Origin of the sequence: Kitasatospora sp. NPDC088346 (assembly GCF_044740765.1) — a bacterium.
Lineage (GTDB): Bacteria > Actinomycetota > Actinomycetes > Streptomycetales > Streptomycetaceae > Kitasatospora.
On record NZ_JBIURH010000023.1, the window covers coordinates 63,792 to 79,304 of the forward strand.

Sequence of the window (15,513 nt, forward strand, 5' to 3'; positions counted from 1 at the left end):
TCACTTCCTGTCTCAGATGCGGAATGCCCAGAAGCCCAGGCTTCCGTCTGGGCTGGCGGATTCGAGACCGACGGTGAAGCCGGTGCGGGAGGACGCGGTGACCTGCCACTTGCGGAGGGCCCGCGAGTCCCGGAAGGTCACGATCGGCACCATGTCCGAGTTCATGGTCGGGCCGAAGGCGAGTGACACGGCGGCCCAGTTGTTCTGCTGCACGGTGCCGGTGAACAGCCCTCGATCAGGCTCGGCGTACCAGTAGTTCGGCCAGGTGCCCTTGTACTGGAGGGCGGCGTTGTCGAGCCAGATCTCGCTGCTGGAGCCGTCATCGTTGCGCCGGCCGAAGGTGGGCCCCCAAGTCTGGGCGGTGACGTAGCTGTGCACCTTGTCCTCCATGACGTAGGCAAGCGCCGCTCCCTCGGTGGCGTTCATCCGCACCGCCCCGCCCCAGGGCAGCTGGTTGTCCGTGCGGATGGTCTCCAGCGCGGAGACGTACTCGGTGAGGTAGAGGCGGTATGCCGCTGTCTGCCCGTTGGCGGGGAAGGTGCCGGAGTTCAGGCCGATGTAGGCGGCTCCGTTGTTGCCGCCGATGGCGTTGATGAAGGCGTAGTTGCTGCCGTCTGTTGGGAAGAAGCGGATCTCCGGCAGGCCGCCGCCGGGGTTGATCTCGATCCGCTGGCCGGCGACGCCGCTCGACAGCCCGCCCACGATCTTCACGGACCCGTTGGTCGCCGCGATCGAGACCGTCTGGACGCCGTCGGCGTTCCAGGCTCCGATGCCTCCGGAGTTCAGTTCCACCCTCGCGCCGCTCTCGGCCGTCTTGATGCGGGCGGAGACCGTGACGTCGGCTTTGAGCTGTCCGACCGTCAGCTTGCTGGCCGAGACGGTGCCGATGTTCGCGTCCTGGATCGTGGCGAGGGCGATCTTCGCGCCGACGATCGTGGCGTCGGCGATCTGCACGGCCCCGATGATGTTGGGCGGGAACTCCAGGGCCTCCAGCGTGAGCATGTCGATCTCGGTGGCCGAGGCGGCGCCGCCGTCCACGTTGAGCAGCAGGTGGGGGCGGACGTACCGCACGTTGGGGTGGAGGCTGGTGGGCTTCTGCGGGTCGGGCTGGGTGGTCCAGAAGGGTCCTGCGGCGGGGCCGTAGCCCTTGAGGAAGCCGGTGAGCGTGACCCAGCCGCTCCCGGGCGCGAGGGGCGTGGCATTGGCGGCAACGGTGAACGGCAGGTCGACCGCGTTGGTGCCGGCGGTGTTGATCCGGGTGAGGCCGTCGGCGGCGATCCCGGTGAGGCCGGCGGTGATCTTGCAGGCGGTGCCGGCGGTCTGCCGGACGCGCACGGACATGCGGTACAGGACCGCCGGGTCGAGGAGCAGGTTCTCGGACCACTCCAGGCGCAGCACCTTGGAGGCGACGAGGGCGCGGGCGCCGGTGGGGGCGTCCGGCCGGGCGGCGGTGCTCCACGTGGCGTCGGCGTCGCCGGAGGTCTTCACCCACCGCGGGTCGTCGGAGGCGAAGCCGGTGAAGAAGGAGGTCTGGAGGCTGGCGCGCTCGACGTCCGCCCACTTGCCCGCGGTGAGGATCTTGTCGGCGAGGTCGGAGCCGATCACCATGTCCGGGATCGCGGAGACTTCGGCGGACGAGGCGGAGGCGTTGCCTGCCCGGTCCACAGTCCGGAACTTGAGGTAGTAGGTGGTGCCGTAGTTCAGGCCGGTGACTGGTGCGGCGGCCGCGCCGGTCAGCCGGTCGACCACGGTCTCGGCGGTGGGGGTGAAGCCGGCGGCGGTGGAGGCGTGGACCTCGAGGGCCGCGAAGTCGGCGGGCATCGTCTCGCCCTGGGCGCCACGCCCGTCCCAGGTGGCGCGGATGCCGCCGATCAGCCGGGCGAGGACGGGCTTGGACGGGATGGGCGGCGGTGTGGTGTCGGTGGCGAGGACGATCTCCTCGGACAGCTGCCAGCCGGAGGAGTTCCCGGAGGCGTCGACGGTGCGCACGCGGGCCCGAACGCGCTGGCCGGCGGGCAGCTGGTCGTAGTGCGCGACGGTGCCGTTCACGGCCTGCTCGGGCGACCACTGCGGGGCCTGGCCGCCGATGGGCAGGCCAGGCAGCAGGTACGAGACGAAGTAGTTCCCGGCGTCGTCGTACACGGTGCCGTCGGCGTTCTCGGTGACCTTCGGCCAGGACACGGCCAGGGCCGCCTGCTGCTGGCCCTCGGAGTCCAGGTAGGCCCACGAGCCGACCAGCACCGCAGCCGGCGCCTTGGGCGCCACCGTGTCGTTGCGATCGCCGAGCGGCGGCAGCGGGGTGCGGGAGGCGGAGGCGGCGCCGTTGGTGAGCGCGTCCAGGCGGCGCTGGATGCGGATGCGCTGCTCCACGAAGACGTCGTTCAGCTCGAGGGAGCTGGTTGGCTGGCCGCCCTCGTCGTAGGTGGTGGCGATGGTCCTCACCCGCAGCGGCTCCAGCGTGGCCGGGTCGGTGCGCCGCTGGTCGTAGCGGATGTAATCGCCGGACTGGTAGTCGATGCCCGGCCGGTGCTGGGTGGCGGCCGGGTCGAGTTCGATGGTGAAGCCCTCGGCGGCCGAGGTCATGCCGCCGAGGGTGACACGGGCCAGCTCGGCAAGCGTGGCGGCGTCGGTGATGCCGCCACGCCCGTCGAACGCCTCGCGGCGGCCGAAGCGCGCGGCGGCGGTGGCGTCGACGACCTCGGCCAGGGCGCCTCCGTCGCCGGCGGCCAGGAGGTGGGAGCGGACGGTGCGGCGGGAACGCTGCCGGGGGCCCTTGAGGACGTCCCGGCCCAGGTAGAGCACGATGCCGGGGTGGTCGGTGGCGCAGACGGTGTCGGGCACGTAGGCGCGCAGCCGGTAGCCCTCCATCCGTACGTCGGCCCAGCCGGCGCCGGTGATGGCCTGCACGGTCTTGAGCAGGTCGCCGCCAGCGTCGTACTGGGCTGTGTAGGTGGTGGGCCAGGGCCGCCCGGCGCTGTCGGTGGCGGAGGTGATGTCCCAGGTGACCTCGGGCAGCGCGCCGCGGGCCTGGGCACGCTGCAGCAGGGTGGCGAGGATCGCGCCGGGGCTGGCGTTGACGAACGGGAAGTGCGGGTCGAGGCCGATGACCGGCGCGCCAGGGGTGTGCCCGACGGGGTAGATCAGGGCACGCTCCAGCAGGGCGAGGGATCCTCGGCAGCCAACCTGGACGGGCCGCGCCTCGCCGCCTCCGTCGGCCGGGTCGTCGCCGTCGTCCTCGAGGAGGTACCGCTCCGGCCGTTCGGTGCCGTCGATGACGAGCGCGATCCGCGGGTCGTCGCCGGCCAGGAGCGCGGCGCCGGGGGCGTTGCGGGCGTAGGAGAAGGTGAGGGCTCCGGGCCCGTTGTGCTCGGACTGGACCTTCAGGTCGCTCGGGTAGGGCAGAAGCCCGAGCAGGGGCCCGCTCGGGCTGTAGACGCGCAGGTGGATGGCCACGGTGGTTGCTCCGGTGTCAGGTCAGGTAGGCGCGACGGCCGGTGACGGTCAGCTGGGTGCCGGCTCCCGGGTTCGTGCCGGTCAGGCGCACGCTCGGCGGCATGCCGGGACGGCCTGGGGCCAGGCGCAGGAATGCCGGTCCGGTGTTGGTCAGGCGCGCCGGGTCGGGGACGAGGCCGCCGGTGCCGGTCAGCTGCCAGGTGGCGGAGTCCACGGTGAGGGACTGGCCGGCGGCGATCTGCCCGGTGTAGGTGAACGAGTCGCCGTAATGGCCGGGCCCGTCGCTGGTGTCGGTGACGGTGGGCGCGGTGATCGGCCCGGTGATGCGGTAGGCGAGCTGCTCCATGGGCGCGGTGGCGTCCGTGAACGGATCAAGGTCGAGGTCTTGCGGCAGCGGGGAGCCGGGGGCGGTGGCCTCGAAGGCGATGTCGCCGGACTCCCAGTAGCCGGCGGGCACGTTGACCTCCACGCCGACCCGCATGCCGTTCTGGCCGAGCGGGGTCGGCGCGAGGGCGGACAGGACCTCGCCCTGGCAACGGCGGAGCTGCCCGGCCGCGGTGTACCGCTCGAAGGTCAGCAGCCGGTGCGGCCGGGCGATGACACGCAACAGGTCCTCCCAGGCCTGTTCGACGGCCTGCCAGCCGCCTCCGGCCGGGGCCAGCCACAGGGCGAGGGTGAATTTGCCGGGGCCGTGGTGCTTGGGCCTCCACAGCTCACCGATCCGGTTGGGCACGGCGGCGTTGGCGCCGACGACGGCGGGTGTCGTGTTCAGGCCGGACCGGTATTCCACGTCCCGTACGAGGCCGTCGGTGAGTTCGTAGCCGTCCACCAGCCAGCGTTCCCGGGCCATCAGGCGCTCTCCTTGTCGAACAGGCCGAAGCTCGCGAGGGCCCGCAGCCGGTTGTTGACGGTCTCGCCCGGGGTCTCCGGCAGCGGGTTGGTGATGTACTGCACGATCGCGCCGGGCGAGATGACAGTGCCGATGCGGTCGCCCTGGCCGCCGTCGGCGAGCTGCCCGCGGGCGGCGTTGAGGGCGCCGACGGCCGAGGTGCCGCCGAGGCCACGTACCGTCTGCGGGGTGAGGACGCCTTCGCCGGGGCTGAGCCGGGCCAGGGTGGAGTCCTGGCCGGGCGCGTAGCCGGGGACGACGCCGCCGGTGGCGTAGCCACGGACGAAGGCCAGCACGCCGTCCACGGCGCGGCTGACCATGCCGCGCATCATGTCGCCCCAGGCGTTGTCGGGCATCCAGTTGAACCAGCTGCGCAGCGGGTTGAGGGCCTTGGCGAGGGCGCCGGAGGCCCAGCCGCGCAGCCGGTCCGAGACGGAGTCGACGATGCCGCCCAGGCCGAATCCCTGCGTCGGGGCGCCGGCCTGCTGAAGGCGTCCGGCGCGCGCGGCGTCGTTGAGGGCGGTGATGCCGCCTTCTCCGCCGAGCTGCCGCACGGCCTGCGGGATCAGGACGCCCTCGCCGGGGCTGAGCATCGCGGGCACGGTGTCGCGGCCGGGCGCGTACCCGGGCACGACACCGCCTCGGGCGAACCCGACGGTGAAGCTGGGCAGCTTGCCCAGGCCGAAGGAGTCGGCGATCCAGTTCCACAGCCTGCGGATGCCGCCGTCGTAGACGGTGTTCACCCAAAAGCGGATCGGCGTGGCGAAGATCCCCGACAGGGTGGGCCAGATCCACTTCACGAAGCCGACCAGGCCGTCGATCGCCAAACGGATACCGTCGACCAGGCCGCCGATGGCGCCGTTGACGACGCTCCTGAACCACTCGGACTTCTGGTAGGCCGTCACGAACGCCAGCACCAGGGCCGCGACCGCCGCGACGATCAGCATCACCGGGTTCGCCGACAGGACGAGCATCGCGACGCGGACGGCGCCGATCGCGTTCGAGACGGCCATGATCCCGGCCGCGACGCCGGCCATCGTGAGCAGCGCGGACACGAACGCGCCCATGCCAGGAATCGACAGCAGCACCTGGACAACAGTCGCGACGCCCTGCATGACCAGCAGGAACCCGGACAGGGTGTTGCCCAGACCACCCAGCTCGGCCGCAATATTCGCCACCGACGTGATCAGACTGAGCAGTTGGCCCCACAGCTGGCCGTTGCCGAGCGCCCCGGCGAGCTGCATGACAGCGGGCAGGAACTCGGTGCGCAGCCGGGCGATCAGCGGCGCCAGGCTGGGGTTGTTCGTGAAGTTGAACCAGGCGACGCCGACGGCCGCGACCAGGCGGCCGAGCTCCTGGACGACGGGGACGGTGTTGGCGAAGTACCCGGCGAGCTTGGCCTGTGTCTCTCCCTCGCCGGTCAGCGTGCGGAAGCTGCTGGCAGCGCTGGCCAGGGAGGTGAGCAGGGCTTGGCCGGCGGGGGCGGCGGCCTGACCGATGTGGAAGACACCGACCGCGATGTCCCGCAGGATGCCCCACAGCTGCGCGCCGGTGTCCCCGGCGCGCTGGAAGAACTCGCCGAGCTGGCCGCCGTCCCGGCCGGCCTGGACGAAGGCGGCTGCGGCGGCCATTCCGCGTTCGGCGGCGCCGGCCAGGCGTTCCACCAGCGGCCCAGCCGCGACCGCGATGTTGCGCAGGACATCGGCCGCGCTCAGGCCGGCGGTGGCAAGCGACCCGATGACCCGCGTGTTGGTCGCGGCGATCTGAGCCAGGTCCGCACGCCAAGGCCCGGAGGTGGCCATCTCCGCGCCCCGGATCGCGACCTGCCCGAGTACCTGCCCGGTCTGTGCAAGCGCGCCGTTGAAGATCGGCAGCAGCTGCATGCCGCGGCTGACGGCTGTCTCCAGGGGCGGCAGGAGTGCTTCCTGGGCGGTGTCCCGAAGCTCCCGCAGAGCCGGCTGGACGGTGCCCTGGAGAAAGCGGGCGAAGCGCTGCCCGGCGGGGGACAGCTTGTCGAGCGCGGCAGCGGCCGCGTTGGCCGCCGTGCCGCTGGAGGCCAGCGCCTGACCCTGGTCTCGCAGGGCCCGTGCGACGTCCCGCTGAGCGTCCGCTAGCTGCTCGGCGGAACGTTTCTGCTGGCGCTCCGCGTCGCGAACAGTGCGGTCGAGCTCGGTGTGGGCGTCCTGGACTTCCCGGACGGCCTCGACGCGGGCGCGGGCTGCCTGCTGCTCCGCGTCCTGGACGCCCCGGACGGCGTCCTGCTCTGCTTCCTGGGCACGGGTCAGCTCCTGCTTGGCGGCAGTGACCTGGTCGCTGCCCTCGACGCCTTCCTGGTTCGCCTTCTTGACGTCCTCGGCAAGCCGCTGATTGCGGACCCGGACGTCCTCGAGTTGGTTGGTGGCATCCTGGAAGGCGATCTGCGCCTCGCGCCGGTCCGTCTCGGACGCGAATGGCGAGGTGTTGACCTCGTTGAGACGCGAGCGTGCCTGTTCGAGGGACAGGAGCGCCTTCTGCTCCTCCAGAGGACCGCGAGCGGCATCCCGGTTCAGGTCCTCCAGGGAACGCTGAGCATCGCGGCGGGCGTCGTTCAGCGCCTCCTGCGCGCGGGTGGCCGCCTGGTTGGCGCGAGTGACCGTCAGCTCGGCGGCCGCCAGCTGGCGGTCGGCGGCGGCCACGGCGGCAGCGGTCTGCTCCTGGACGTCCGCGAGGCGGCGGCGGGACTGCGCGACCTGCTCGGCTCCGCTCAGGGCTTGTTCGTCGGAGTCGCGCTGCGCCGCACCAAGGCGGCGCTGGGCGTCCGCAACGCGGTCGGCTGCGGCCTGCCGGGCCTGCGCGGCGGCGCTGGAGGCCCCGGCGGACTGGGTGTCCGCCTGCCCGAGGGCCTTCACGGCGGCGCCGATGCCACTGAACGCGGCCAGGATGGTGCCGGCGCCCTGGGCCGCGGCGCTCATCGCTCCGGGGAGCGCACTGAGCAGTCCGACCGCGGGGGCGGCGGCCGAGCCCATGGCGAAGAGGCCGCCGGCGGCCTGGGTGAGGGCCTGACCGAGCGCGAGCGCACCGGACGCCATCGCGGGCAGGCGCATCAGCCCCGCGATGGTGGAGCCCAGGCCCTCAGCTGCCTCAGCGAGGCCTCCGCCCGCGCCGCCTCCGCCGGTGTTGACCGGGATGTCCAGCGGGCGGCCCGCCATCGTGCGGAATGTCGCGACGCGCGCGGACGCGGCAGTCGTGTCGACCTCCACCCGGACGTTGACGGACAGGCCCGCCAGAGCCGCCCGCACGCGCGAGCGCAGCCCGGCGGTGTCGACGTCGAGGCCGACCTTGACCGTGGCGGCGGCGGCCTCGGCCGCGACCTCGACGCGGCGGCGCAGGTTACCGGTGTCGAACGCGACACCCACCCGCACGTAGGCGCCTCGGGCGGTCGCGACGCGGATCTTCTCGGCCAGACCCGAGGTGTCAGCATCGACCGCGATCTTGACCCGGGCGCGGACGGCCTGGGCGGCGGCCTGAACCCGCTGACGCAGCCCCGTGGTGTCAGGCTCCAGCCGCACCCGCGCACGCAGGTTGCGGGTCGCCGCATCCACTCGGGCCCGCGCGTCCTGCGCGAACCCGGAGGAGTCGGCGGCGACCTGGACGACCAGGCGACCGGAGTCGATCTCATCCGCCACCGCGGGGCGCCTTCCTGGTAGTGCCGCGCAGGACAGCGACCGCACGGGCGATCCCGTCCGCGTCGTGTCCCTGCGTGTGGCCGGCCCGCAGATGGGCCGGGCGGGGCAGCTCGACCGGCTGCCGCAGACGGCGCTCCGCCGCCATCACCGAAATCAGCTCGACGGCCTGCGCGAGGAGTTCCTGTGTCAGGCCCCAGCGGTCGGACCCGACTTCGCCGGCGTCACGACGCAGCAGCGCCTCCGCCGGAAGTCCCCGCATCAGGGTCAGGAGGCGGCGGGTGCCGAGGAATCCAGGGTCACCGGGCCGTCGCCAGACGCCTCGGGCGTCGAGGTGGTAGAACCGCTGGAGATCGGCTTCGAGGTCGTCCCAGCGCTCGAAGGCGTCTCGGACGGCCCGATGAGTTCCCCCAGGCCGGCACCCCCACCCATGTACTTCGACCAGGCGTAGCGCACCAACTCCATTACGTCGGAGTGGCTGGGCCGCTCGGCCATCAGCCGGCCGTAGCCGTCCTCACCGAGCAGCCGTCGGCCCATCTCCCCCGCAGCGGCGATCAGGTCGGACGGAAGGCCAGGCTCGGCGCCGAGGACGTCCACGACCAGGCCGGCGGCCTCCGCCTGCTGCTCGCCCTTCGACTGGGCGGCCTCCACCAGCTTGCGCAGCAGCAGCGGCAGGTACGGGATGCCGACCAGCGGCTGCCACACCTCCATGGGAAGTTCGGCCGGCAGGACCGCCACCTGGGCACCGCCAAGGATGATCGGCTCCTCCCCCACGGTGTACTCGGACTTCGCGGCGCGCGCCTTGTCGGCGGCGACGGCCAGACGGCGCTTGCGCGCGGCGTCCAGATCGATCCCGGGCATTCAGGGCTCCTCGGTCTGTCGGGCGAGTGATCGCCGCAGACGCTAGGAGCGGGCCAGGGTTAGCGTCGCCCCGAGGCGCTGGCCGGGCGCGGGACGAGGCGGCCCGGGAACGCGGCGGAGGGGGTCACGTCGGGCGTGACCCCCTCCTGGGTGTAGATCGGCCGCTGACGGTGGCCTACGCGGGCTTCAAGGCCGCGTACTCGGTGCGCAGCCAGTTCAGCGCGTCCGCCAGGGCTTCGGGCTGCGTGGTGTACAGCCGTTCCCGCCACTCGTCCCTCCCGGCCCACCCGTCGGTCTCCGAGGACCACCGCCAGCCGGGGCCGCACGGGCCCCACTCGCACATGCACGACTCGGTGTAGAAGACCCTCACCCGCCTGCGGGACCAGGGCCGGATCAACGCGGTCCCGGGCACGATCGCCTCGACTCGGCCGCCCGGGCGCTGCTGGATGCCGTGCCAGCCGGGCGCGAGCTGCACGGGCGTGCCGAATCGGGTGTACCCGTCCTCCTCGTCCAGGCGGACGAACGTCCCTTCTGGGTAGGGCAGTTCCATGGTTTCTCCCCATGCCTATTGTGGTCCGGCCAGCCTCTGCGCCGGTGACCGGCGGTGGGCACAGCGAAGCCCCGGCCGGGGGGTGGACCGGGGCTTCGCTGGAGGCGGCCGAGCCGTCCCCCGGGGGGGTAGGGACGGCCTGGCCGGCACGCACCACAGTAGGTGCATGGGCCGCTAATGGGCACAGCGACAAGAACGCCAACTTCTTTGCCAGGAAGGCGATCAGGCTGCCGGGGCGAAGCCCGGATCGTCGGTGAGGTCATACCACGGGTCGCCGACGGCGCCGCCGATGACCTTGAGCTCCAGCGGCAGCGTGGACTCTGCGTCGTTGGGGAACTTCTGGTTGACCGAGGCCACCTGCTCGCAGAGCGGCACGATCCGCCGGTAGCGCTTGGCCCCGTCGATCAGCTCGATCACCGCCGCGAACTGGTTGCGGCCGCCCACGGCGGGCGGCGTGTACCGGTAGAACGTCTTCCCGCCCGCGGTGACGCTGGTGACCGCGCCGCCGCCGTACACCGCGACGATGTTGGTGGCGTTCCACTCCTGCAGCTCGACCTTGGCGGTGGCCGCGTCCTCGGTCTGGATGGTGCGGGCCGCGTACCGCAGCTGGTGGGACTTGATCTCCTCAAACTTTGGGTCGGTGTTCCACTCCAGCGACCCGGGCTTGAACAGGCCCACGTCCTTCCACGCAGCCGGCATGGCCACGATCGGATCGGCGGGCGCGACGGTACCCGGCACCGCCAGGTACAGCCGCGCCATCTGCGCGACGAACATGCTCTCCGTAGGCACGGTCGATCTCTCCTCGGGGCGGACCGGTAGGGGCGTGCCGGACGGTAGGCCCCACCGGGCCGTAGCGTCGCGCCGTCCCCAGGAGGCCAGCGACGCATCAGTCCGCGCCTGCACGCGCATAGGGCTGTCGCACAACTCGCGAAATCCCCGACGGCTCAGTCAGCCGCAGGGTGAGCCGTCACGGCCACCACCCCGACGTACCGGCCCTGCCCCGTCGGCTCCGGCAGCCATCCGCCGGCGGACAGGGCCTGTACGGCCGTCACCACGGGCTGCCCTGGCAGCGCAGGCCGGGCTGCCAGTTCGTGCAGTGCCTTCACCGCCGTGGTGAAGGCCAGACGCAGCGAAGGCCGGGCGGTGGAGCGGTCCAGATCACCCAGGGCCTCCACCTGGAGGTGGAACGTGCCGAGCCAGCGCCAGCCGGGCACGGAGCCGCCGGGGACCTGGGTGATCCGGAGACGCGGGTAGGGCGGGGCGTTACGCGCCCCGACCCTCCCCTTGCTGCCCAGCACGCCCGTCAGCTCCTCGTGGTTCGACAGCCATTCCACCGCGAGCAGTTCGGCGTCGAGGGAGGCGAGATCACGCACCCGGCTTGTCCTCAGCCTTGTCCACTCGCGGCTTCGCCGCGAGCTGCTTGCGAGCCGGCGCCGGCGCGAGGGCCTTGGCGACGGCCACCGGGTCGGACGGATCAACGCCGACCACGTACCCGGCAGCAATAAGCTGCCTGGCCTCGTGGTGCGGCACGTCGATCTCGTCGCCGGGCGCCAGGTCGACGTCCTCCCGGGTCAGGTGGTGGGCGAGGACGATCCGGACGCTGTCTGTGTCGGCCATGACGGCTCCTTCGAACGGGGTTGGGTGACCGGGCGAAGGAAAGCAAGCTCAAGCAGCTACCGTCCCGCTGTGCCGGACGCCGATGCGGTCAGACCGGTGTGCCCAGGCCCACGCTGTGGCATCAGCGGTGGCGGGTGGCGACTTGCGCGGCGGCGCCGCTCATGAAATGCGTTCCCTCGCCCTGCGCGAACTCCGCGTCGGCGGCGTGCGGGAAGTCGCACACGACCTCGGCTTCGGTGCGCGAGCCGCGAATGGCGGCCTTGCCTGCGATGATGGTCGCGGCCACGGCCGCCGGGTCCTCGGTGCTCGTGCACCGGCAACCGGCTGTCTCCTCGATGGGCCCGTTCGGGTCGCGGGGTCCGGCAAGCAGTGCGCCGCCAACCCGGAACGGCACAGGGGAGGGCCGGGTCTGCCCGTCGGCGGCCTGGTGGCTCGGCCTTGCCTTCCCATCCTCTCGGGTGTGCCAGGTCTTCGCTGCCGGCGCCCGTCGCCGGGCTTCGGCCGCTACCTCCTCGGCCAGGCGTTCGGTGTGCCGGGCCATCAGGGGTGCCAGGCGATCAGCGATGTCCGGGGGCAGTTCGAGGCTGGCCATCAGGGATGTCCTTCCGGTCGGGTTCCGCCGGCGGCGCGAGGCCGGGCCATCACGCGCACATAGGCGAGCGTGGGGTCTGCCGTGCTGTGCAGCTCGTCGGCCGTCAGCACGGTCCACTCAGCGCCGGTGGCCGACTCCACCACGATGTCGCCGACCAGGAGTGCCCCAACTTGGGGATCCAGGGCCAGCAGCCAGGTGCCGTCGGTATGCGGCTGGGCACGTCCGGGCCATGGTCCGCGCAGCGCACCGAGTGGACTGGTCGCTTCGTCTCCGTAGGCGTCGAGCACGGGCGTGCCGCGGGTGCGTACGCCGAGCTGACGGTCAGCCAGCAGCACCGCCATCACAGGCCGCCCGTGCCGGGAATGCCGGGGACCGTGAGTCCCGGTGGTGAGGGCCGCACCGGGGCCTGGTAGATCCGGCGGCCGCGAAGGCGCCACCGGTCTGTGGTGGCGACGTCTGGGGGCGCAAGCAGGGACGGCGGGTCGGCGGCGGTGTCGTAGGTAACCGACTGGCCCTCTACGGAGGCAGAGGAGACGCGGCGCTGCCGGGCGGGCGCATCGGCCAGCAGCGGGTGATGGCAGGCGGTGGCACGCAGCCACAAGCGCAGTGGGGCGGTCTCCGGATCAGAGCGGGCGTCGATGCCGGCCGTGTACCGCACGTTGTAGGTGGGCGCGCCAAAGCCGAAGGGGCCGGGCGGAGAGTTTGGCTCCGAGATTGCGGACAGGACCGTGATCACGGGGGTGTGGTGCAGGACCCAGCCCTCGGGGCCGGCGTGCACGCCGTTCTCGGTGTACTCGGCCGGGAGCAGCGACCTCCCGAGATGGGCCACGAGGGCGTCCTGAGCGTCCACGATCGCGGTCTCGATGCGCTGGCGTACCTCGTCGGCGACGGGCACCGGATAGCCGAGACGCCGGGCGACGTCCTCCTCCGTGACGATCAGCTCCGTCATGGGGTGTCCTCCCTCAGGGCCCCTGGCATAGGACCGACGAGAGGTGACGGTAGGAGGCGGGCGTGTTTGCGTCCCGCCGGGAGCGCAGCGGGTTCCCCCAGGGAAACCCACCAGGTTCCCCACCGGGAACCCAACGGGTTTCCCGAGGGGAACCCCTTCCTTCCTTATCCTTCCTTTGTTCTTCCTACCCCCTTACCCCCAAGGCTGGGCGGGCAGCTGGAGCGCCCGGGTGATCATCTGGTGGCTGGTTTCGAAGGACGGCCGCCCAGGTGGACACGCCGTCAGCACGGGTCCACTCTCGGGAAGCGATGGACGCTGGCTCCGGGTCGAATGCTGTGCCGGGCGCCAGCCAGCCCGGCAGCCACGGTTCGGTGCCCCGCAGGCAGGGGCCGTGGCACTGCCCGTCCACGCTCCAAGCCTGCCTCCCGACTTCGATGCCCGGGAGGGCGGCTAAGTGGTTGGCCACGTAGTCCGTGTCCCTGGCCAGCCGCGCAACCTTCCACGGCAGCGACGTCGAGCGCGGCCTTCCTGTGGTGTGAGTGATCCACCCTGCTGGGCTCATTCGGGAACGCCCACAGATTCGGTGGCTGACGCGTGGCCTATCTGGCTCAGGCCGGATAGGCCAGGCCATATCCTTGGAGTCTCTGAAAACCCGTCAGTTGGAGGATCTTGCACATGGGCGTGAAGCAGGGCGATTGGGTGGTCGCAGCGGCAGACCAGGTCATCGCCGAGGGCAAACGCCGTGGTGACGGGACTCCGCTGGTGTGCGCATCGGGTATCAGCCCGTCCGGGCCGATCCACCTGGGCAACCTCCGGGAGATCATGGTCCCGCACTTCGTTGCGGACGAGCTGCGCCGTCGCGGGCTGGAGTGCCGGCACATCCTGTCGTGGGACGACTACGACCGGCTGCGAAAGGTACCGGCTGGCCTGCCCGCCTCGTTCGCCGAGCACATCGGCCGGCCGCTCACCTCAGTCCCGGACCCGTGCGGCGAGCACAAAAGCTGGGCGGAGCACTTCAAGATCCCGTTCCGCGCCGCCTTGGCGGAGCTGGGCGTCGAAGTGGAGGAGATCAGCCAAACCCAGATGTACACCTCCGGGGCGTACCGCGAGCAGATCCTGCACGCGATGCGGCACCGCGCACAGATCGACGCCGTCCTCGGGCGATACCGCACGAAGAAGGCAACGCAGACCGCCCCGGATGAAGCGGAGGAGGCCGACGAGGTTGCGGCTGGCGGGGGCGGCTACTACCCCTACCGGCCGTACTGCGCGGTGTGCGGCCGTGACACGGCCACGGTCGAGTCCTTCGACGAGGCCAGCACGGCGATCCGGTACCGCTGCGAGTGCGGTCACCAGGACGGCTTCGCCCTCGCGGAGGCGGACGGTGGGAAGCTGGTGTGGAAGGTCGACTGGCCGATGCGCTGGGCGTTCGAGGGCGTGACCTTCGAGGCCGGCGGCGTTGACCACTCCTCTCCGGGTAGCTCGTTCACCGTCGGATCCCAGCTTGTGCGCGAGGTTTTCAGCGGCCATCCGCCGTCGTACCTCGGGTATTCGTTCGTCGGCATCAGCGGGATGTCGAAGATGTCCGGCTCGGCCGGCGGGGCACCCACGCCGACCGAGGCCTTGGGAATCCTGGAAGCGCCGGTGATGCGGTGGCTGTACGGGCGGCGTCAGCCCCGGCAGTCGATCACGGTGGCGTTCGACCAGGAGATCCTGCGGCTCTACGACGAGTGGGACGCGCTGGCGCGGAAGGTGGAGTCCGGCAAGGCCACGGAGCTCGATGTCGCCGTACGCGAGCGCTCCGTAGCTACGGCGGCCGGACAGCTGCCGTCCACACCGCGGGCGCTGCCGTTCCGCACGCTCGCCTCGGTGGCTGACATCAGCGCCGGGAACCCAGAGCAAACCCTGCGGATTCTGCGCGACTTCGCCGGGGACGAGCCATTGGCCTCACTGGACGATGCCCGGCCGCGTCTAGACCGGGCGCAGGCCTGGGTGAACGGCTATGTCTCGGCCGAGGAGCGCACCCAGGTTCGTAACGAGGCAGACCGCGAACGGCTGGAGCAGCTGTCACCGTCACAACGGGAGGCGATCAAGCTGCTGCTTGACGGCCTGGACGAGCACTGGTCGCTGCCAGGGCTGACGGGACTGGTGTACGGCGTCCCGAAGCTTCAGGCCGGCCTGCCGTTGGACGCTCCGGCATCGCCGGAGCTGAAGGCGTCGCAGCGGGAGCTGTTCGTGCTGTTGTACGAGCTCCTCGTCGGCCGGGACACGGGTCCGCGGCTTCCCACGCTGCTTCTGGCGCTCGGGGCTGACCGGATCAGGTCGCTGCTGACCGTGGCGTAAGGGGTGTCGGCGGGGCGGAGCCGTGGTCGGCTCCGCCCCGCCACGTTGTTCAGTGTGCGGCCTGCGGTTGCAGGCCGGTGCGGTCGAGGATCTCGTCGGCGACCTGATCGGCCGGGCGGTGCTCGGTGTCGAGATGAGTGGCGAACAGCGGGCTGCGCAGGCTTTCGAGGCAGCGTTCGACCTGGTTGCCCTCCCAGCTGAGAGGACCCCACTTGTCGGGGCCTTCGCCGCGCTCGCGCAGGCGGCCCCGGATGGTCGCAGGTGCGGCCAGGAGCGTGAAGTGCCGCACCTCGTGGCCTTGGTCGCGCAGGGGCTGGACGATCTGGGCAAAGACAGCGGGCCGGGCGATGGTCATGGGCACGAGGATCGGCCGATCGTAGGAGCGAGCGGCTTGGTCGAGCAGGCAGTGGGTCAGCACCGGCCAGACGGGCTCCAGCTCGAACTCCTCGGTGCGCAGGTCTGGGGGGAGCTGGGCCCAGAGCATGTGTCCGACCTTCTCGGGGTCGAGGACCAGAGCGTGGGGCAGTCGGGCGGCGAGGGCTCCGACAGTCGTGGACTTGCCGACGCCGAAGGCCCCATTCACGAAGACGATCACACGGT

General features: G+C 71.7%; 14 protein-coding genes. 1 reads left to right on the forward strand and 13 read right to left on the reverse strand.

Features of this window, described 5'->3' with window-relative positions; translation table 11 throughout:
• Window positions 1-12: 12 nt before the first annotated feature.
• The 12 genes from ACIOFR_RS25850 to ACIOFR_RS25905 form a co-directional block, all read right to left on the reverse strand.
• Window positions 13-3,453 (reverse strand): hypothetical protein, encoded by a 3,441-nt coding sequence (locus tag ACIOFR_RS25850; RefSeq protein WP_401001293.1) that lies wholly within the window; start codon window positions 3,451-3,453, stop codon window positions 13-15.
• 16 nt (window positions 3,454-3,469) lie between these two features.
• Window positions 3,470-4,303, reverse strand: a complete 834-nt coding sequence (locus ACIOFR_RS25855) for a hypothetical protein (protein ID WP_401001294.1) — start codon at window positions 4,301-4,303, stop codon at window positions 3,470-3,472.
• Complete coding sequence (locus ACIOFR_RS25860) at window positions 4,303-8,007, reverse strand: hypothetical protein (protein WP_401001295.1); 3,705 nt, start codon at window positions 8,005-8,007, stop codon at window positions 4,303-4,305. The genes ACIOFR_RS25855 and ACIOFR_RS25860 overlap by 1 nt, the downstream gene beginning before the upstream one ends.
• A complete protein-coding gene (locus tag ACIOFR_RS25865) occupies window positions 7,997-8,266 on the reverse strand; it encodes a hypothetical protein (RefSeq protein ID WP_401001296.1) in 270 nt (89 codons plus the stop codon). Before ACIOFR_RS25865 ends, ACIOFR_RS25860 begins: the two co-directional genes overlap by 11 nt.
• Window positions 8,267-8,271: 5 nt before the next feature.
• Window positions 8,272-8,865: a hypothetical protein gene (locus ACIOFR_RS25870; protein WP_401001297.1), complete on the reverse strand. Its 594-nt coding sequence runs from the start codon at window positions 8,863-8,865 to the stop codon at window positions 8,272-8,274.
• Window positions 8,866-9,040: 175 nt separating this feature from the next.
• A complete protein-coding gene (locus ACIOFR_RS25875) occupies window positions 9,041-9,415 on the reverse strand; it encodes a hypothetical protein (RefSeq protein WP_401001299.1) in 375 nt (124 codons plus the stop codon).
• Between the two features lie 222 nt (window positions 9,416-9,637).
• Window positions 9,638-10,204 carry a hypothetical protein gene (locus ACIOFR_RS25880; RefSeq protein ID WP_401001300.1) on the reverse strand — a complete coding sequence of 189 codons (567 nt, stop codon included), beginning with the start codon at window positions 10,202-10,204 and terminating at the stop codon, window positions 9,638-9,640.
• Between the two features lie 155 nt (window positions 10,205-10,359).
• On the reverse strand, window positions 10,360-10,788 hold the full coding sequence (locus ACIOFR_RS25885; RefSeq protein WP_401001302.1) for a hypothetical protein: 429 nt from the start codon (window positions 10,786-10,788) through the stop codon (window positions 10,360-10,362).
• Entirely contained in the window at window positions 10,781-11,032 is a 252-nt protein-coding gene (locus tag ACIOFR_RS25890) for a hypothetical protein (protein WP_401001303.1), read from the reverse strand. The genes ACIOFR_RS25885 and ACIOFR_RS25890 overlap by 8 nt, the downstream gene beginning before the upstream one ends.
• Before the next feature lie 121 nt (window positions 11,033-11,153).
• Window positions 11,154-11,624, reverse strand: coding sequence for a hypothetical protein (locus tag ACIOFR_RS25895; protein WP_401001304.1), 471 nt, complete (start codon window positions 11,622-11,624; stop codon window positions 11,154-11,156).
• Window positions 11,624-11,965 carry a hypothetical protein gene (locus ACIOFR_RS25900; protein ID WP_401001306.1) on the reverse strand — a complete coding sequence of 114 codons (342 nt, stop codon included), beginning with the start codon at window positions 11,963-11,965 and terminating at the stop codon, window positions 11,624-11,626. The genes ACIOFR_RS25895 and ACIOFR_RS25900 overlap by 1 nt, the downstream gene beginning before the upstream one ends.
• On the reverse strand, window positions 11,965-12,573 hold the full coding sequence (locus ACIOFR_RS25905) for a hypothetical protein (protein ID WP_401001308.1): 609 nt from the start codon (window positions 12,571-12,573) through the stop codon (window positions 11,965-11,967). Before ACIOFR_RS25905 ends, ACIOFR_RS25900 begins: the two co-directional genes overlap by 1 nt.
• Before the next feature lie 675 nt (window positions 12,574-13,248).
• Here ACIOFR_RS25905 and lysS point away from each other — a divergent pair.
• Window positions 13,249-14,913, forward strand: a complete 1,665-nt coding sequence (lysS, locus tag ACIOFR_RS25910) for a lysine--tRNA ligase (RefSeq protein ID WP_401001310.1) — start codon at window positions 13,249-13,251, stop codon at window positions 14,911-14,913.
• A gap of 49 nt (window positions 14,914-14,962) precedes the next feature.
• On the opposite strand, the gene ACIOFR_RS25915 is transcribed toward lysS, so the two are convergent.
• Complete coding sequence (locus ACIOFR_RS25915) at window positions 14,963-15,508, reverse strand: AAA family ATPase (protein ID WP_401001311.1); 546 nt, start codon at window positions 15,506-15,508, stop codon at window positions 14,963-14,965.
• Window positions 15,509-15,513 lie beyond the last annotated feature (5 nt).